Genomic DNA, 17,489 nt, shown 5'->3' on the forward strand with positions numbered 1-17,489 from the left:
CAAGGATTCCGCGATGCTTCGTCTCCCCTCCTTCCTTCTCGCCGTTGGCCTGCTCGGCCTGGGCACTGCGCCGACGGCACGAGCTGACGCGCCGGCGAGTCCCGGTTACGCGGTCGGTGCGCAGTACGACACCACCCACGTCTATGTGGCGCCGGCGGACTTCGACCGCTTCGTGGCGAGCTTCGTCGCCACCTTCGGCGGCAGCACCAGCAAGCAGGGCGTGTTCCAAGTGACGCCCACGCCGAGCAAGACGATGTCGCAACTGGTGCTGACCCCGGCGGGCACGATCTCGGTGTTCGGCTTCAAGACGCCGGTGCCGTATCCGTTCGGCGTCGAGCGCACTGGGTACCTGGTCACTGACATGGATGCGGCGGTGGCCTCGGCGGTGAAGCATGGCGCCACTCGGCTGGTGGAAACCTTCCCCGATCCGATCGGCCGCGACACGCTGATCCAGTGGCCGGGCGGCGTGAACATGCAGCTGTACTGGCACACGCAGACCCCGCACTACCCCGCGCTGGCTACGGTGCCGGAGAACCGCGTCTATCTCACTGCCGATGCCGCCGACGCCTTCATCGGCGACTGGGTCGGCTACGCCCACGGCAAGGTGGTGTCCGACGATCGCGCGGCACCGGGCGTGGAGGTCGGCAAGCCGGGCACCACCTATCGCCGCGTCCGCATCGCATCGGGCTACGGCAAGCTGGTGGTGCTGGTCACCGACGGCAAGCTGCCCTGGCCCTACGGCCACGACATGACCGGCTACGAAGTGAAGGATCTGGCCGCGACGCTGGCCAAGGCGAAGGCCGCCGGCAGCACCGTGCTCGATGGTCCGTACGTGGCTGGGGGCCGTAAGGCGGCACTGCTGCAGTTCCCGGGCGGTTACATCGCCGAAGTGCATCAGCAGGTCGCGCCGTGAGTGCTGCACGGGTGCCCGGTTTCGTGCGGGCCGTGGTGCGCTCGGCGTGGATCGCCTGGGCGATCCGCGCGGCGCTGGCGCTGCCGTTCGCGGCCAGCGTGATCGCCAAGCTGGGCAACTGGCCGGGCGCGGTCGCCGAATCGATGGCGCTGGGCTTCGGCCATCCGGCGCCGATCGCCGCCGCCACCATCGCCACTCAGGCGATCGGCTGCGTGCTGCTGTTCACGCGGCGGCTTTGCTGGCTGGGCGCGGGCATGCTCGCAGTGTTCACCGCGTGCGCCACGCTGGTGGCGCACGCGTTCTGGACCCTGCAGGGCGCCGAGCGCATCGCACAGATGAACACCTGTTTCGAGCACGTGGCGATCATCGGCGGCTTCGCCGCGCTGGCGGTGCTGGTGCACCGCTCATGCGCGGACTGATACGCCGCCTGGCCGTTCCCGCACTGGGGACGGCCATCGCCTGCCTGCCGGCCATGACGGTCGCGCGCCAGGCGACTACCGCCGACAGCGGCAGCGCCGCGACGCCAGCAGGCTATGCGCCGTGGCATGCGCCGGTGCTCACCACCGAGCGCTACAACGAAGACTGGTCGTTGCTGGCCGATCCGGCCAGGCGCAGCGGGCACTGGACCGAAGCGTTCAAGTACCTGCCGCTGGGCACCGCGCCGGGTGTTTATCTGACCACCGGTGTCGAACTGCGCGTTCGCTACGAGCGCTATCGCGGCAACGTCTGGGGCAGCGCGCCCGACGAGGGTTACGTGTGGAAGCGCGCCCTGCCCTACGTCGACGCGCACGTCGGCTCGGCGCGCGTGTTCGTGCAGCCGATCCTCGCCTACGCCTCCGGCGTGAAGCCGTCGGCCGGGCCGATCGATCGCACTGGCGCCGACCTGCTGCAGGGTTTCGCCGATACGCTGTTCCAGCTCGACGCCGATACCAGCCTGCGCCTGCGTGCCGGGCGCGAGTTGCTGAGCTTCGGCAGCGAACGGCTGATCGGCACGCGCTACGGGCCCAACGTGCTGCTGGCGTTCGACGGCGGCCGGGCGATCGTGCACCGCGGCGCACTCACCGCCAACGTGTTCTACGTGCGGCCGGTGGAACCGGGGCCGCATGAGTTCGACGACCGCCACTCGCCCACCCGCGCGCTGTGGGGCCTCTACACCACGCGTGCCTTCGCTGCGGGCGGGCTCGATCTCTACTACCTGGGCTATCGCAACGACCACGCCGCGTTCGAGCAGGGTCAGGGGCGAGAGCAACGCCACACGCTCGGCAGCCGGCTGTTCGGGGCCACCGATGGCTGGCACTGGAACCTCGAGGGCATGTTGCAGGGCGGTCGTTTTGCCGACCTACCGATCCGCGCGTGGTCGCTGGCCACCGAGTTCGGGCGCAGCCTCGCCACGGTCGCGTTCGCTCCGGAAATCACCGTGCGCGCCGACGTCGCCAGCGGTGACCGCTCGCCCCACGACCATCGCCTGGGCACCTTCAATGCGCTGTTCCCCAAGGGCAAGTATTTCGGCGAGTTGTCGCCGATTGGCCCGTACAACATCGTGAACCTGCAGCCGGGCATAACTTTCACGTTGCTGCCGCGACTGCAGCTCGGCCTGCTCACCACGCTGTACTGGCGCCAGAGCCGCGGTGATGGCATCTACGACATGCCGGGGCACCTGCTGCGCGCGGGCAACGGCAGCGGTGCCCGCTGGGTCGGCTGCGAGACCGAGCTCAGCATCGAATGGCAGGCCAGCGCGGAGCTGACCCTGGCCGCTTCCGTGTCCGAATTCCGTCCTGGCGCCTTCATTCGCCAGACCGGCCCGGCCCGACGCATCGGCATGCTCGGGCTGGAAACCAATTTCCGTTTCTAGAGGGAGTCTGCCCATGTCCTCCTGGCGATTGATCTCGCGCGACCCGCTGGTGGTCCTGATGATCCTGCTCTCGGCCACCACCGGCGTGGTCGATGCGGTGAGCGTGCTCGGGCTGGGCAAGGTGTTCACCGCCAACATGACCGGCAACGTGGTCTTCCTCGGCTTCGCCGCGGCGGGCGTGCCCGGGTTCGACTGGACGCTCTACGTCACCGGCCTCGTCTGCTTCGCGATCGGTGCGGTGCTGGCCGGACGCATCAGCAAGGCGTACGCGACCGTCAGCCGTCGACGCTGGCTGGTGCGCGCGGCGCTGGTGGAAGCGGGGCTGCTATGGCTGTCCGCGGCGGTCGCCATCGGCATGGCACCGGTGTCGCCCGGTGCGGTGGAGATCCCGTGGAACGCCTACGCGGTGATCGCGCTCTCGGCGGCGGCCATGGGCTCGCGCAATGCCACCGCCCGCCAGCTCAAGGTGGCCGACCTCACCACCACCGTGCTGACGCTGACGATTACCGGCATCGCCTCGGACTCACGCCTGGGCGGCGGCAGCAATCCGAACCTCGCCCGCCGCATCACCGCGGTGCTGGCGATCCTGCTCGGCGCGATGCTGGGCGCCGTGATGCTGACGGCCTGGGGCCTGGCGCCGCCGCTGGTGTTGGCCGGCGCCAGCGTGCTGCTGGCGACGCTGGCGCTGGCGCACGACGCGCCGCGTGAGCCCATCGCCGCCACGTGATGCGCGCGGCATCCGCTCTCACGCCAAGTGCTGCGGCAGCGACCGGTGGATGGCGGTCGCTGCGACCGCAGCATGACCCACCGCGACGCTGATCTGGTTGAGCCCGCTCACCAGGTCGCCGATGGCGTACAGGCCGTCGATGTCGGTCTGCATGTGGCGATCCACCTGCAGCGCGCCGTGGGCATCGGTACCCGGTGCCAGCGTACGCACCAGTTGCGTCTGCGGGTCCGCGCCGAGCACCGGGTAGAGCGTGTCGTAGTGTTCGACGCTGCCGTCGGCGAAGCGCACCTGGCACTTGCCCTGCACCAGTGCGAGCCGCGACGGCCCAAGGTGGATGCCGATGCCGTCGTTGCTGACGCGGCGCCCGCTTCCGTCCGGCGCCGTGCCCTGCCCGACGATCACCGAGACGCGGCGGGAGAACGTGCGCAGGAACCGCGCGTGCGCCAGCGCGGCGTCGAGATCGTCGCCCAGCACGGCGATGTGCTGATCGAGCGCCTCGTAGGCGTCGCACACCGCGCATAGCCGCAGCACGCCGTGGGCGATCGCCTCGTCGCGGCCCTCCATCGCCGGCAGGCGGTCGACCACGCCGGTGGCCAGCACCACGTTGGCGGCGGTCCATGCCGGTACGTCGCCCTGCTCCATCTGCACAGTGAAACCGTCGTCGGTTCGGCGCACCGCGCCTACGCGGCCGGCGCAGATGTCCACGCCGTAGCGCACCGCGTGGGCGCGATAGCGCTCGAGCAGGCGGTTGCCGGCCACGCCCAGCGGAAAGCCGGGGCAGTTGTGGCTGGCGGGGATCAGCCGCGCCCGGCTTGCGCCGGCATCCAGCACCACGACGCGGCGCCGGTAGCGCGCCAGGTAGGTCGCCGCGGTGAGACCGGCGGGGCCGGCGCCGACCACTACGCAATCCAGCGCGCCGGTGAGGTCGCCAGGGACAGTGGAAGCCATTGGCCATGCTCCTGCGCATGCGGATGACCCTGCACTGTCCCCGCCCGGCCATCGATGCGGCGTGCAGGTTGTGCAAACGCCTGGATGCAGCGCACACGCGGCCTGGACGCGCACGCATGCACCTTGCTCGCCGGGACGTCGCCGGCCAAGGGATCAGGAGCACGAGACATGAGCGTACGCATCGGCATCTCCGGGTGGCGATACAAGGGCTGGCGCGGGCCGTTCTACCCGCCCACGCTGCGCCAGCGTTCCGAGCTCGCCTACGCCGCGGCGCGGTTCTCCACGATCGAGCTCAACGGCTCGTTCTATTCACTGCAGACACCGCGCGCCTACCGCCAGTGGTACGCGGACACCCCCGACGATTTCGTCTTTGCGGTGAAGGCGCCGCGCTTCCTCACCCACATCAAGCGGCTGCGCCAGATCGACCGCCCGTTCGCCAACTTTCTCGCCTCCGGGCCGTTGGCGCTGGAACACAAGCTGGGGCCGCTGCTGTGGCAGTTCCCCGCCACCTTCCGCTGGGAGCCGGACGCCTTCGAAGACTTCCTGCAGTCGCTGCCGCGCACCACTACGGCCGCCGCAGCCTGGGCCAGCCGCCACGACGAGCGGGTGCCGGAACCGCACCTGGAGGTGACCCACGACCGGCCGCTGCGCCATGCAGTGGAAGTGCGCCATCCCAGCTTCAGCGATCCTGCGCTGGTGGCGCAGCTGCGCCGCCACGGCGTGGCGCTGGTGGTGGCCGATACCGCCGGACGCTATCCGGCGATGCACGATGTCACCGCCGATTTCCTCTACCTGCGCCTGCACGGCGACACCGAGCTCTACGCCAGCGGCTACGACGAGCCGGCGCTGCAGGAATGGGCCGCGCGCATCCGCTGCTGGGCCGGCGGCGGACAGCCGGCCAACGCACCGTGCGTCGCGTCCGAGCCGATCACGCGCAAAGAGCGCGACGTCTACGTGTACTTCGACAACGACGCCAAGGTGCGTGCGCCTTTCGATGCGCAGCGCTTGATCGCCCTGCTCCGGTGATGCCGCCCGGCCGAGGCCGCGTCAGAACGGTGTGGCCAGCGTGCCGCGGGTGAGGTAGTCGGCCAGCGTGATGACGAACAGCAGGCCCAGCCACAGGAAGCCGGCCACGGCGGCCAGACGGATCACCGGCGCGGCGCTGCGCAGGCGCATGAACACCAGCATCACCACCAGCGCCTTGGCCACCGAGATGCTCAGCGCAAGCACGGTGTTGAACCAGCCCAACGGCACATAGGCCAGTCCCGCGGTAGCGGCCAGCAACGCCAGCAGCGCGCCCAGGGCGCCGAGCTGGCTGCGCAGGGTCGGCGGCGACGGCGCGCTCATCCGGCTCGCCCCACCAGGTAGATCATCGGGTAGACGAAGATCCACACGATGTCGACGAAATGCCAGTACAGCGCGGCGTTCTCCAGCGGCGTGACGTAGCCCGGCGCGTAGCTCCCGCGCCAGGTGCGCCAGCCGATCACGCTCATCAGCCCCACGCCGATCATCACGTGCAGGCTGTGGAAACCGGTGATCACGAAGTACAGGCAATAGAACAGTGCTTCGGCCGGCGCCTGCGGCCCGGCCTGTGTGAAGCGCAGACCGGGGATCACTCCCTCGTGGTACTCCTTGGTGTATTCCACCCCGTGCAGCGTCAGGAACACCGCGCCGAGCAGCGCCGTGCCCCACAGCAGCAGCGCCGCCACCCGCCGCCCGCCCAATTCCACGTCGCGCAGCGCCAGCGCGGCGCCGGCGCTGGATACCAGCAGCACGGCGGTCTCGATCGTGCCGTAGACCACGTGGGTGTGCCGGGCCGCTTCGGCGAAGCCGTCGGAGAAACGGAAGCGGCACACCGCGTAGGCGGCGAGCAGCACGCCGAAGAACAGCACCTCGGTGGCGAGGAACTGCCACATGCCGAGCGTCGACGCCTCGCGCTGCTGCGCGGGCTCCTCGAACTGCTCCTGCAGGTGGGCCTGGGCGACATCGCTCATGAGCGGTACTCGTAAGGCCCTGCGGTGACCACCGGCGTCACCGCGAAGTTGTGCGTGGGCGGCGGCGATGGCGTGGTCCACTCCAGCCCCGTGGCACGGAACGGATTGGGCCCGGCCTTGCGTCCGTAGAACAGCGACCAGCCCAGGTACGCCAGCGGCAGCAGGTAGGACACAGCCAGGATCGACGCGCCCGCCGACGACAGCACGTTGAGTGCCTGATATTTCGGCAGGTACTCGTGATAGCGCCGCGGCATGCCCAGGTAACCCAGCAGGTACTGCGGGAAGAACGTGAGGTTGAAGCCGAAGAACATCAGGATGGCAGCGAAGCGCGCCATCCATTCGCTGTACAGCCGACCGGTGATCTTCGGCCACCAGTAGTGGATGCCGCCCAGGTAGGCCATCACCGAGCCGCCGACCATGATGTAGTGGAAATGCGAGACCACGAAGTAGGTGTCGGTGAGGTTCACGTCCAGCGCCGTGGCGGCGAGGAACAAACCGGTGAGCCCGCCGAGCATGAACAGGCCGACGAAGCCGAGCCCGTAGAGCATCGGCGCATGGAAATCGATCTGGCCCTTGTAGAGCGTGCTGACCCAGTTGAACACCTTGATCGCCGACGGCACCGCGACCACGAAGCTGAGGATCGAGAACACCATGCTGGCGTACATCGACTGGCCCGCGACGAACATGTGGTGGCCCCACACCAGGAAGCCGATCACCGCGATCGCCAGCATCGACCAGGTCATGAAGCGGTAGCCGAAGATGCGCCGCCGCGCGCCCATGCTGATCAGTTCGCTGGCCACGCCCATCGCCGGCAGCACCATGATGTAGACCGCCGGGTGCGAGTAGAACCAGAAGAAGTGCTGGAACAGCAGCGGATCGCCGCCAAGCGCCGGGTCGAAGATGCCGATGCCGGCCAGCCGCTCCAGCGCGATCAGGGCCAGCGTCATCGCCAGTACCGGCGTGGCCAGCACCATCACCACGCTGGTGGCGTACATCGCCCACACGAACAGCGGCAGGCGGAACCAGCGCATGCCGGTGGTCCGCAGCGAATGCACCGTCGCCAGGATGTTCACCCCGGTGAGGATCGAGGAGAAGCCCACCACGAACACCCCCACCACCGCCAGGATCACGTGGGTGTTGGAGAACATCGTCGAGAACGGCGTGTAGAAGGTCCAGCCGGTATCCACGCCGCCGAGCAGCAGCATGGCGATGGTGAACACGCCGGCAACCATGTACAGGTACCAGCTGAACAGGTTGAGCCGAGGGAACGCCATGTCGCGAGCGCCGATCATCATCGGCACCAGGAAATTGCCCAGGGTGGTGGGGATCGACGGCACCAGGAAGAACCACACCATCACGATGCCGTGGAAGGTGAACGTCTTGTTGTAGGTCTCGGCGGTCATCAGGTCGCCAGCCGGCGTGGCCAGCTCCAGCCGGATCATCACCGCCGCCGCACCGCCGAGAAAAAAGAAGAACGTGATGCCCAGCGCGTAGAGGATCGCGATACGCTTGTGATCGTGCGTGCTCAGCCACGACCACAGCGTGTCGCCGCCCGAGACCAGATAGCTCGGCTCCATCGATACGTTGAGGTCAGTGCCGCTCATGCGATGGCTCCGTGGGATGCGGTCCGGGCTGATCGCTGGATTTGATGTAAGCCAGCAGGGCCAGTACGTCTTCCTCGCCGATGCGGCCCTCGTAGCTGGGCATGATCGGCGCATAGCCGGCCACGACCTGTGAATCGGGCAGCATGATCGAGTCGTGCAGGTAGCGGTCGTCCACCTTGGCCGTGCTGCCGTCGGCCAACGCCACGCGAGTGCCGTAGATGCCCGACAGGTCCGGCGCGTGCACGGTGGCACCGGCGCCGTGGCAACCGCTGCAGCCGAAGCGACGGAACAGCACTTCGCCGCGCTGCGCCAGCCCGGTGCTGGCGTGCGACTGCAACCACTGGGCGTAGCGCTCGGGTCGCATCACCACCACCTCGCCGCGCATCGCCGCGTGGTCGGTGCCGCAGAACTCGGCGCACAGCAGATCGAACCGGCCCAGCCGGGTGGGCGTGAACCACATCTGCGTGTAGCGCCCGGGCAGCACGTCCTGCTTCACCCGGAACGCGGGCACGTAGAAGCTGTGAATCACGTCCTGCGAGGTCATCAGCAGGCGCGTGGGCTGGCCCAGCGGCAGGTGCAGGCGGTCGATCTCGCGCTGGCCACCGGCGTGCTGCACCTTCCACATCCACTGCTTGGCCACCACGTAGACGGTGGCGGCATCGCCCGGTGGCCTGCGCAGCTCGCTCCACAACTTCAGGCTCCAGCCGAACAGCGCGCAGAACATCAAAAACGGCACGATGGTCCAGGTGAGTTCCACCGCCAGGCTGCTGTGCCGGCGTTCGCTGCGGTCGGCCGGGCTGCCGCGGCGGTACTTCACGCAGAACGCGATCGTCACCGCGAACACGGCCAGCGCCACCAGGCCGCACAGCCACAGCATCGCGTTGAACAGCGCGTCGATATGCGGCGCGAAGTTCGACGCCTCGGGCGTGAGGGGAGGATGCAGGGTCACGCGCGTGGCTCCGGCCGTTCCGCTCGGCGGCGCCGCAGCAGCAGCGCCGCGAGCAGGCCCAGCGCGAATGCGCAGCCCAGCCAGCGCATCACCCGTCCAATCAGCAGCGAATAGCGGCCGGTGGCCGGATCGTAGCCACAGCACAGCAGCACCAGCTGATCGACCACGTTGCCGACCCGGCCCTGCGAGGCATCCACTAACGCCAGTCGCAGGCTGCGCGACGGGTAGCGCACGCCGAACAGGTATTGCGCCACCTTGCCGCCCGCACTGGCCACCACGATGCCGGCCGCGTGCGCGTACTGGTCGATGCGCGCGTCGTACAGGTAGCGATAGCCGCTGGCGCCGGCCAGTGCGTGGATGGCGTCTTCGCTGCCGAGCAGGAAGTGCCAGCGCGAGGCGTCGGCCTGCGGGTTCATCCGCGCCAGCATCTGCTCGGCATGGCGTGCATCCTCCGGTCGCTCGCGCGGATCGATGCTGACGAACAGCACCGTGACGTCGCGCCCGGGCTGCAGGCCGCTGCGCGCCACCGCATGCGCCATGCCCTGCAGCACCGCGTCGCACAGGTTCGGGCAATGGAAGTAGCCCATCGCCAGCACCGTGGGGCGACCGTCCATCCACTGGCCGAGGCTGGCGCTGCGCCCGTGGCGATCGGTAAAGCGGGCGGCCAGTGGCAGCTGCGCGCCGAGGCGCTGGTCGAAGCCCACCTGCTGATCCAGCTTGGGCGGCGGTGGCGGCGCGCCGGCACTCGCGGTGCAGGACAGCGCCAGGCACACCAGCCAGATAATCCATGGTCGCCGCGCGTTCATCGCCCTGCTCCGCGTTGCCGGTTCTGATCCGCCGCGGCGCTCTGTCGCCCGCCCTGCGCTGCCAGCCGGGCCATCGCCTGCTGCAGCGGGATGTGCGCGGAGCGATGTTGCGGATCGTTCCAGCCGTATTGCTGCAGGCGGCGTTGCTGCGCCATCTGCGTGGCGAGCAGGTCGCGCCGCGGATCGGCCTGCAACTGCGGCGCCGGCGGCACCGCGTCGGCCTGCGGCCTGCGCGGTGATTGCGGACGCCACAGCAGGTACATCAGGGCCAGGATCAGGCCGAACGCCAGGGCGAAGATCGCGCCCACCCGCAGCAGTTGCCGCGCATCGACGGTGTCGGGCTGATAGTGCGGCTGCGGACTCATGCGCGATGCCCCTCGGGCTGCTCGCTCGCCAGTCGGCACCGCACCTGCCGCCAGGCCGCCGCCATCAGCACCGCCACGCCGCTCCACGCGAAGGCGTCGGACCACAGCAGCGGTCGTGCAGGCAAGCGCAACCCGGGCAGCACCAGCCACACCATGTTGGCGAACTGCATCGCCAGCACCAATGCGGCCATGGCAGCCAACACCCGCGGGCTCTGCTTGCCGCGACGCGGCAGCAGCGCCGCCAGCGGCACGCCCAGGTGCAGCACCAGCAGCGCCAGCGGCAGCACGCTCCATGGCCACTGCAGCCGGGGCAGATACCACACCGTTTCCGCCGGCAGGTCGGCGATCCACGCGGTGAGGTAATCCATGAAGGCGAGATAGGCCCAGCCCAGCACGCAGGCCAGCAGCAGGTTGCCCAGGTCGCGGCGCAACTGCAGCACCTCAGGCGTGGCGGGCTGCAGCGGTCGCGCCCGGATCGCCGCCAACAGCGGCAGCGCCAGGGCGATGGTCAGGAAACAGGTCATCACCAGCATGCCCAGCGCGGTGGAATGCCAGGGCGGCACCAGCGACATGATCCAGTCCACCGCGGTGAACGAAATGGTGAGCAACAGGGCCAGCAGCACGACGCCGGCGAAACCCTGGCTGGCCAGCGAAGGCCGCAGCCCGTCGGCGCGCCAGCGCCGCTGACACCAGGCCAGCACCAGCCACAGCGCCATGCAGCCGGCCAGACGCAAGTACAGGAACGGCAGGTTGAGGTACCAGCGCGGCACCGTGGTCGTCCTCGAGGCATGCACCCACGGAAACAGCAGCGGCGCACCGAGCGCGAGCGGCAGCGCCAGCACGGCCACCCACGGCAGCAGACCGATGCCGATCTGCCAGTACGGGTGCAGCGCCCTGCCCCAGCGTCCGCCGGTCAACCGATGGATGGCCAGCCACGCCATGCTGCCCAGCGGCAACGCCAGGCAGAACAGCCAGGCAACGAGGTAGCCCTGCAGCGCCTGGCGCGCGGCGTCGCGCCCAAGCAGCGCACCGATCGCCAGCAGCACGATGCCCGCCAGCCACGCCGGGGCGCTCGCACGGAGCTCGTGCCGATCGATGCGCATCACCGCCTGGCTCATCGGCGTGCTCCACGCGGCTTGGCGGCGTCGAGCACGGCGCGGTCCTGCGCGGTGAGCTGTGCGGCCGGCACGTGCTGGCTCAGCTGCAGCGCACGGATGTAGGCCACGATCGCCCAGCGATCGCGCGGGGCGACGCGATCGGCGTACGGGTACATCACGCCGTAGCCGTGCGTGATCACGTTATAAAAGTGGCTGTCCGGCGCCTGGCGCAGGCGCTCGCTATGGTAAGTCGGCGGTGCGGGAAAGCCGCGCTGCACCACCATGCCGTCACCGCGGCCATCGAGCCCGTGGCACGCCGAACAGTAGATCTCGTAGCGTTGCTGCCCGCGCGCAAGCAGCGCCGGTGTGATCGCCAGCGGATTGGAGCGCGGCGCTGGGCCGCTCGCCCCCTGCACGCGGCTGGCGCCCTGGTCGTCGATCGGCACGGCGCGCGCGGCGTGGTAGCGCGGTTCCACCACACGACCGTGCCGGCCGCCGGAGGTGTCGGCGGCCTCGGCCTGGCTGTAGGCAACGGCGCCAGCCGGGGCGTGACGCTGGGCGCTGCCGTCGGCGAACAGCGAGCTGGCCCGCCCGGGCCCATCCTTGGGCTGCTGATACATGTCGTGCATCGCCCGCTCGCAGCCGGCCAAGGCCAGCAGCGGGAGCACGCACACCACGAGCCGTCGCGCTTTCATGGCGCCACCGGGTGGGTGGCCACCGGTTCGAGATCGTGCAGCAGATCGGCCAGCCGATGCGGGTCGCAGCGCGGGTCGTCGGTATCCACCACCACGAAAAAGCCGTCCTGGCTGGCCAGTGCGAACGGCTCGACGTTGAACGCCGGGTGGTACCAGCGAGGCAGGCGATTGGCGATCAGCATGGCGAGCACGGCGAAGCCGGCGGTGAACAGCAGCGTCATCTCCAGCGCCGCCGGCACGAACGCCGGCCAGCTGGCGTAGGGACGTCCGCCCACCCGCACCGGATAGTCGATCACCGCCGAGTAGTACTGCAGCGCCAGCGTGCCGAGCCCGCCGCACAGCCCACCGAGCAGTGCCGCCCAGGGAACTACCCGGCGGCGACGCGGCGGCAGCAGTTCGGCCAGGCCCGGCACGGCCAGCGGTGCGTACGCGTGCAGTCGCCGTACGCCCACCGCGCGCAGCCGCTGCACGGCCTGCAGCAGCGTATCGGCATCCGCCAGCTGCACCATCCATCCGCACGGGCTCGACGGCGTCATCGCACGGCTCCGCCACGGGCGTGGATCAACTTGCGCAGCTCGAACATCGAGAGCATCGGCACCCAGCGCAGCAGGATCAGCAGCAGCAGGAAGAACAGCCCGATCGACCCGGCGAGGAAGGCCAGATCCCACATCGTGGGATAGAACATGCCCCAGGACGAGGGCAGCGCGCCGTGGTAAAGGCTGTTGAGGATCAGCAGCAGACGCTCGAACCACATGCCGATCAGCACCAGGATCCCGATCATCATCAGTGCCGTGCGGTTGCGCCGCACGCGCGGCGACCACAAGGCCTGGATCGACACCACGTTGCAGCCGACGATCAGCCAGAACATCCAGGCGTAGGCGCCGAACAGGCGGTCCTTCGCCTCGGCGATCTCGAAGCGATCCATGCTGTAGAACGCGGTGAACAGCTCGGTGGCGTAGCTGTAGCCCACCACCAACCCTGCGGCGAGCATCAGCCGGGCCAGGTTGTCCAGGTGGCGCTCGGTGATGTACGCCTCCAGGTGGTACCAGCGGCGCAGCGGAATGCCCAACACCAGCGCCATCGCGAAGCCGGAGAACAGTGCCCCGGCGATGAAGAACGGCGGGAACAGCGTGGAGTGCCAGCCCGGCAGCAGGCCCTCGGAAAAATCCAGCGCCACCATGCTGTGCACCGAGAACACCAGCGGCACCGACAAGCCCGCCAGCACCAGGCTCAGCCGCTCGTAGCGCGCCCAATGCCCGGCGTCCCCGCGCCAGCCGAGCGCGAACAAGCCGTACGTCACCTGCTTCCAGTACGGGCGGGCGCGGTCGCGCAGCGTCGCCAGATCGGGGATCAGCCCCACGTACCAGTACATCAGCGATACCAGCAGGTAGGCCACGATGGCGAAGAAATCCCACAGCAGCGAACTGCGCCACTGCGGCCACACGCCCATTCGGTTGGGGTACGGCATCAGCCAGTAGAAGAACCACGGCCGGCCCAGGTGCAGGATCGGGAAGATGCCCGACACCGACACCGCGCACACGGTCATCGACTCGGCAAAGCGGTTGAGCCCGGAGCGCCAGTCCTGCCGCGTCAAGTAGAGCCCTGCGGAAATGAAGGTGCCGCCCATGCCGATGGCGATCCACCACACGTAGTTGGTGATGGCAAAGGCCCATGCGGCCGGAATGTTCAGCCCCCAGATGCCCACGCCCTTGAGCAGCAGCCGCCAGATTCCCGCGGCCAGCACGCCGGTGAGCAGCAGTGCGATGGCGAAGCAGATCAGCCAGGTCCGCCCGGCCGAGCGTTCCAGCACCAGGTCGCTGGTATGCGCGGTGACATCGGCCATCGTGGCGCGCGGGTCGATCGCCGGTGCGGCGGCGCCATCCACTCGCGGGTCCAGCGTGCTCACGAGGTTTCCTCCCCGTCCGGCCGCAGATCCGGATGCGGATTGCGCACCTGCGCCAGGTAGCTGGTGCGTGGGCGCGTGTTGTATTTCTCCAACAGGTCGTAGTCGAGCGGCGAGGCCTTGGCGCGGCTGACTTCGCTGTCGCCATCGAGCAGGTTGCCGAAGGTGATCGCCCGGGTCGGACACGCCGCCTGGCAGGCGGTGACCACTTCGCCGTCGGCGATGGCGCGCGACTCGCGATCCGCTGCGATGTGCGCCGTCTCGATGCGCTGAATGCAGTAGGTGCACTTCTCCATGACGCCGCGGTTGCGCACCGTCACGTCCGGATTGCGCTGTGCCTGCAACGTCGGTTCATTGAGATCGCTGTACTGCAGGAAGTTGAAGCGGCGCACCTTGTACGGGCAGTTGTTGGAGCAGAAGCGGGTGCCCACGCAGCGGTTGTAGACCTGCACGTTGAGCCCTTCCTCGTCGTGCACGGTGGCGCCAACCGGGCACACCACCTCGCACGGTGCGTGCTCGCAGTGCATGCATGGCACCGGCTGGTGATGCGTGCTGGGCGCGTCGGGCGATCCGGCGTAGTAGCGGTCCACGCGGATCCAGTGCATCTCGCGTCCGCGGCGCACCTCGGCCTCGCCCACCACCGGGATGTTGTTCTCCGCCTGGCAGGCGATGGTGCAGCCCTTGCAGCCGATGCAGCTGTTGAGGTCGATCGTCATGCCCCAGGCGTACTGCCCCTGCGGCTGCGGCGGATACAGCGTAGGCGGCGTGGCGGCCTGGGCGAAGGCGGGATCGTTGGCGAACTCGTCGAGCGTGGCGCTGCGCACCAGGTCGCGCCCTTCCATCGCGAAATGCGCCTGCGTGGCGGCGAGCTCCTGCCGCGCGCCGGTGGGCGCCATGGTCAGCGCCCCCGCCCGCCACGGACGCTGCGCCGTGCGTAGCCGGTAAGCGTCGACGCCGATGCCGTCGCCCACGTGTCCAGCGTGTTGGCGGCCATGCCCCAGGTGCAGCGTGATGCTGTGCGCCGCCTGCCCCGGCGTGATCCACACCGGCACCTCCAGCTCGCGCTCGCCTGAGCGCAGCCGGGCCACGTCGCCGTTGGCGTAGCCGTGGTGCGCGGCCAACTGCGGGCTGATCAGCGCGGCGTTGCTCCAGGTGAGCTGGGTCGGCGGCTTGGGCAGTTCCTGCAGCCAGCCGTTGTTGGCGTAGCGGCCATCCCAGATCGTCGGATCGGGGCGCAGCAGCAGCTCCAGCGCATCGCTGTCCGTCGCCCGCCACTCGTCCGGCGACAGCGCGGACACGCTGGCTTTTACGTTGAGCGCCGCCGCGCGCGTGCCTTCGATGACGCCCTCGCGCAGCGCCCGCTCCCACGCCTCGTCGCTGGCCAGCGCGCGCCCGCCGGATTCGCCGGCCCAGAACGCGCGCACGATGTCGTGACCGTCCTGCGGCCCTTCGCCGATCACCCGCGCCACCAGCTCGTGGGCGGACCAGCCGTCGTACAACGGCGTCAGCACCGGCTGCACCACGCTCGCCGTGCCGTCGAAGGCGCGTGCATCCGACCACGCCTCCAGCGCATGCGCGGCCGGCAGGTGCCATTGACAGGCCCGCGCGGTCTCGTCGCGATAAAGCCCCAGGTGCATGGTGTGCGGCACGCGCTTGAGCGCAGCGGCGAACGGCACATCGGCGGGCGCCGTGTACGCCGGATTGGATTCCAGCACCAGCAGATGGCTCACCTGCCCGGCCTGCATTGCCTCGACCAGCGCCGGCAGGTCGGGCATCGCGGGGGCGTCGGCATCGCCGTGCAGGTCGATGTAGTCGACGGTGTGCCCCACGTTGCCCAGGGCCTGGTTGATCGCGTGCACCAGCGCGTGCACGGCGGGCGGCTGGGTTTCGCCGACCACCACCAGCGAGCGACCGCGATGACGCATCAGGTCGTCGACCACGGCGTGCAGAGCGGCCACCGGCAACGGCGCGCCGGTATCCGCCGGCAGGCTCGGCGCACCGGCTACGCCGAATGCGTCGGCCAGCTGGCCGGCCACCGCCGCGATCTGCGCCGAAGACAGCGGCCAGCGATGGTCGGCGACCGAGCCGGTGACGGTGGGCGTCGGCTCGATCGCGTACAGGCGGTTCATGCCGGCGCCCTGGCCGGCACGATCGGGGCGGCGACGCGCGGCGAAAGCGCGCGCATGGGCGAGATGCCCGGGCATCGCGTCGAACAGGTCCGCATCGAGCGCGAGCAGCACGTCGGCGGCTGCAACGTCATAGCGGGCGCGGCAGCGACGACCGAACGCCAGCTGCGCCCCGGCCAGCGTCTGCGCGTCGCCGACCGGTTCATGCACGTGCCACTGCGCCGCCGGGAAGCGCGCCAGCAGCTCGCGCCGCTGGGCGCGCAGCGTGGGCGAATGCAGTGCGCCGCTGAGGATGCGCAATCCGTCGCCGCGCGTGCCCCACTGCGTGCGCCATTGCGCCAGCGCGTCGGCGAAGGCGCCCAGCGTGCTGGGCTCATCGCCATGCAGCGGGTGCGAGGAGCGATCCGGGTCCCACAGTTCCAGCACCTGGGCCTGCGGCAGTCGGCCCGTGGCGCCCAGGCTGGCCGGGTGCTGCGGGTTGCCTTCGATTTTGGTGGGGCGCCCGTCGTGGGTTTCCACCAGCACGCCGGTGACCTCGCCGCCGCAGCACAGCGCGCTGGCGTAGAAGCGCGCGGCGTCGCTCTGCGCCGCGGGCCGGCGCACCCACGGCACGATCTTCTCCGGCGGCGGACCGCTGCAGCCGCCCAGGCCCGCCAGCGCCAGCGAGGCACCGAGCAGCTTCAAGAAGCCGCGCCGGTCCAGCGGCGCCATCGTCGACAGCTGGGGCAGCGCGGCGCTGAGCTGATCGCGGAACTGCGCGTCGTCGGCCAGCTCCTCCAGCGCGCGCCAGTAGTGCCGGCCGCGGCGCGCGCCGAGCCGTTCACTGGCCAGTCGCAGGGCGTCGTTGGGGGCGGTCATCGGTGACATACCGAGCAGTCGGTGAGCCGCGAGGTGTGGATGTCGTAGCGGTGGATCAGCGCCAGCCCCAGCGTCTGCTGATGCTCCGGCTGCCAGGCCAGGTCGAACACCTTCGAGCGCGGTCGCAGGTACCGCTGCGGCGCGCGATGACATTGCAGGCACCACTGCATCGACAGCGACGCGGTGCGCCGCATCAGCGGCATGCGGTCGACCCGCCCGTGGCAGCTCACGCAGCCCACGCCCTTGGCCACGTGGATGCTGTGGTTGAAGTAGACGAAATCGGGTAGCTGGTTAACCCGGTTCCACTGCAGCGGCACGTGCGTCTGCCAGCTGCGCACTAGCGGGCGCAGCATCGGTTGGTCGGTGAACAGCTGCGAGTGACAGGTCATGCAGGTGGAGATCGGTGGCATGCCGGCGTAGGCGGAAGTCTCGACCGTGCTGTGGCAGTAGCGGCAGTCCAGGCCCACCTCGCCCACGTGGTGCGCGTGACTGAACGGCACCGGCTGGTTGACCGCCGCATCACGCGCGTGCGGCTCGGCGTTGAGCGCACGCCACCCGGCGAACGCGCCGCCGGCGGTCAGCACCAGCGCGAACAAGGCGAGCAGCACATACAGGCCCGCCCGCGGCGAGAACACCTGGCTCATGCCACGGG

The 17,489-nt window shown here is 69.6% G+C and carries 18 protein-coding genes; 5 read left to right on the plus strand and 13 right to left on the minus strand.

Features of this window, described 5'->3' with window-relative positions; all coding sequences use genetic code 11:
* Positions 1 to 13: 13 nt before the first annotated feature.
* Genes ACQVBX_RS05785 through ACQVBX_RS05800 form a run of 4 tightly spaced genes read left to right on the plus strand, consistent with a single transcriptional unit; the run spans position 14 to position 3,492 of the window.
* Complete coding sequence (locus ACQVBX_RS05785; protein ID WP_431637061.1) at positions 14 to 913, plus strand: glyoxalase; 900 nt, start codon at positions 14 to 16, stop codon at positions 911 to 913.
* Entirely contained in the window at positions 910 to 1,332 is a 423-nt protein-coding gene (locus ACQVBX_RS05790; protein WP_431637063.1) for a DoxX family protein, read from the plus strand. Before ACQVBX_RS05785 ends, ACQVBX_RS05790 begins: the two co-directional genes overlap by 4 nt.
* Complete coding sequence (locus tag ACQVBX_RS05795; protein WP_431637064.1) at positions 1,320 to 2,765, plus strand: alginate export family protein; 1,446 nt, start codon at positions 1,320 to 1,322, stop codon at positions 2,763 to 2,765. The genes ACQVBX_RS05790 and ACQVBX_RS05795 overlap by 13 nt, the downstream gene beginning before the upstream one ends.
* 13 nt (positions 2,766 to 2,778) lie before the next feature.
* Positions 2,779 to 3,492: a YoaK family protein gene (locus tag ACQVBX_RS05800; RefSeq protein ID WP_431637066.1), complete on the plus strand. Its 714-nt coding sequence runs from the start codon at positions 2,779 to 2,781 to the stop codon at positions 3,490 to 3,492.
* A gap of 18 nt (positions 3,493 to 3,510) precedes the next feature.
* Here ACQVBX_RS05800 and ACQVBX_RS05805 read toward each other — a convergent pair whose 3' ends face one another.
* Entirely contained in the window at positions 3,511 to 4,440 is a 930-nt protein-coding gene (locus ACQVBX_RS05805) for an NAD(P)/FAD-dependent oxidoreductase (RefSeq protein ID WP_431637067.1), read from the minus strand.
* Positions 4,441 to 4,608: 168 nt separating this feature from the next.
* Here ACQVBX_RS05805 and ACQVBX_RS05810 point away from each other — a divergent pair, with 168 nt between their 5' ends.
* Positions 4,609 to 5,466, plus strand: coding sequence for a DUF72 domain-containing protein (locus ACQVBX_RS05810; RefSeq protein WP_431637069.1), 858 nt, complete (start codon positions 4,609 to 4,611; stop codon positions 5,464 to 5,466).
* A gap of 21 nt (positions 5,467 to 5,487) precedes the next feature.
* Here ACQVBX_RS05810 and ACQVBX_RS05815 read toward each other — a convergent pair whose 3' ends face one another.
* Genes ACQVBX_RS05815 through ACQVBX_RS05870 form a run of 12 tightly spaced genes read right to left on the minus strand, consistent with a single transcriptional unit; the run spans position 5,488 to position 17,481 of the window.
* Positions 5,488 to 5,787: a cytochrome C oxidase subunit IV family protein gene (locus ACQVBX_RS05815; RefSeq protein WP_431637070.1), complete on the minus strand. Its 300-nt coding sequence runs from the start codon at positions 5,785 to 5,787 to the stop codon at positions 5,488 to 5,490.
* Positions 5,784 to 6,434, minus strand: a complete 651-nt coding sequence (locus ACQVBX_RS05820) for a cytochrome c oxidase subunit 3 (protein ID WP_431637072.1) — start codon at positions 6,432 to 6,434, stop codon at positions 5,784 to 5,786. Before ACQVBX_RS05820 ends, ACQVBX_RS05815 begins: the two co-directional genes overlap by 4 nt.
* Entirely contained in the window at positions 6,431 to 8,038 is a 1,608-nt protein-coding gene (locus ACQVBX_RS05825) for a cytochrome c oxidase subunit I (RefSeq protein ID WP_431637074.1), read from the minus strand. The genes ACQVBX_RS05820 and ACQVBX_RS05825 overlap by 4 nt, the downstream gene beginning before the upstream one ends.
* Positions 8,025 to 8,987, minus strand: a complete 963-nt coding sequence (gene coxB, locus ACQVBX_RS05830; RefSeq protein WP_431637076.1) for a cytochrome c oxidase subunit II — start codon at positions 8,985 to 8,987, stop codon at positions 8,025 to 8,027. Before coxB ends, ACQVBX_RS05825 begins: the two co-directional genes overlap by 14 nt.
* Entirely contained in the window at positions 8,984 to 9,793 is an 810-nt protein-coding gene (locus tag ACQVBX_RS05835) for an SCO family protein (protein WP_431637077.1), read from the minus strand. The genes coxB and ACQVBX_RS05835 overlap by 4 nt, the downstream gene beginning before the upstream one ends.
* The gene (locus tag ACQVBX_RS05840; protein WP_431637078.1) at positions 9,790 to 10,158 is read right to left on the minus strand and encodes a hypothetical protein; all 369 of its coding nucleotides are present in this window, start codon (positions 10,156 to 10,158) and stop codon (positions 9,790 to 9,792) included. Before ACQVBX_RS05840 ends, ACQVBX_RS05835 begins: the two co-directional genes overlap by 4 nt.
* Complete coding sequence (locus ACQVBX_RS05845) at positions 10,155 to 11,276, minus strand: hypothetical protein (protein WP_431637080.1); 1,122 nt, start codon at positions 11,274 to 11,276, stop codon at positions 10,155 to 10,157. Before ACQVBX_RS05845 ends, ACQVBX_RS05840 begins: the two co-directional genes overlap by 4 nt.
* Complete coding sequence (locus tag ACQVBX_RS05850; protein ID WP_431637081.1) at positions 11,273 to 11,950, minus strand: c-type cytochrome; 678 nt, start codon at positions 11,948 to 11,950, stop codon at positions 11,273 to 11,275. The genes ACQVBX_RS05845 and ACQVBX_RS05850 overlap by 4 nt, the downstream gene beginning before the upstream one ends.
* Positions 11,947 to 12,486 (minus strand): DUF3341 domain-containing protein, encoded by a 540-nt coding sequence (locus tag ACQVBX_RS05855; protein ID WP_431637082.1) that lies wholly within the window; start codon positions 12,484 to 12,486, stop codon positions 11,947 to 11,949. The genes ACQVBX_RS05850 and ACQVBX_RS05855 overlap by 4 nt, the downstream gene beginning before the upstream one ends.
* Positions 12,483 to 13,856 (minus strand): NrfD/PsrC family molybdoenzyme membrane anchor subunit, encoded by a 1,374-nt coding sequence (gene nrfD / locus ACQVBX_RS05860; RefSeq protein WP_431637083.1) that lies wholly within the window; start codon positions 13,854 to 13,856, stop codon positions 12,483 to 12,485. The genes ACQVBX_RS05855 and nrfD overlap by 4 nt, the downstream gene beginning before the upstream one ends.
* Positions 13,853 to 16,837 carry a TAT-variant-translocated molybdopterin oxidoreductase gene (locus ACQVBX_RS05865; RefSeq protein WP_431637084.1) on the minus strand — a complete coding sequence of 995 codons (2,985 nt, stop codon included), beginning with the start codon at positions 16,835 to 16,837 and terminating at the stop codon, positions 13,853 to 13,855. Before ACQVBX_RS05865 ends, nrfD begins: the two co-directional genes overlap by 4 nt.
* Positions 16,834 to 17,481 carry a cytochrome c3 family protein gene (locus ACQVBX_RS05870; protein WP_431637086.1) on the minus strand — a complete coding sequence of 216 codons (648 nt, stop codon included), beginning with the start codon at positions 17,479 to 17,481 and terminating at the stop codon, positions 16,834 to 16,836. Before ACQVBX_RS05870 ends, ACQVBX_RS05865 begins: the two co-directional genes overlap by 4 nt.
* Between the last annotated feature and the right edge of the window lie 8 nt (positions 17,482 to 17,489).

This window comes from Dyella thailandensis (genome assembly GCF_050749815.1).
Lineage (GTDB): Bacteria > Pseudomonadota > Gammaproteobacteria > Xanthomonadales > Rhodanobacteraceae > Dyella_A.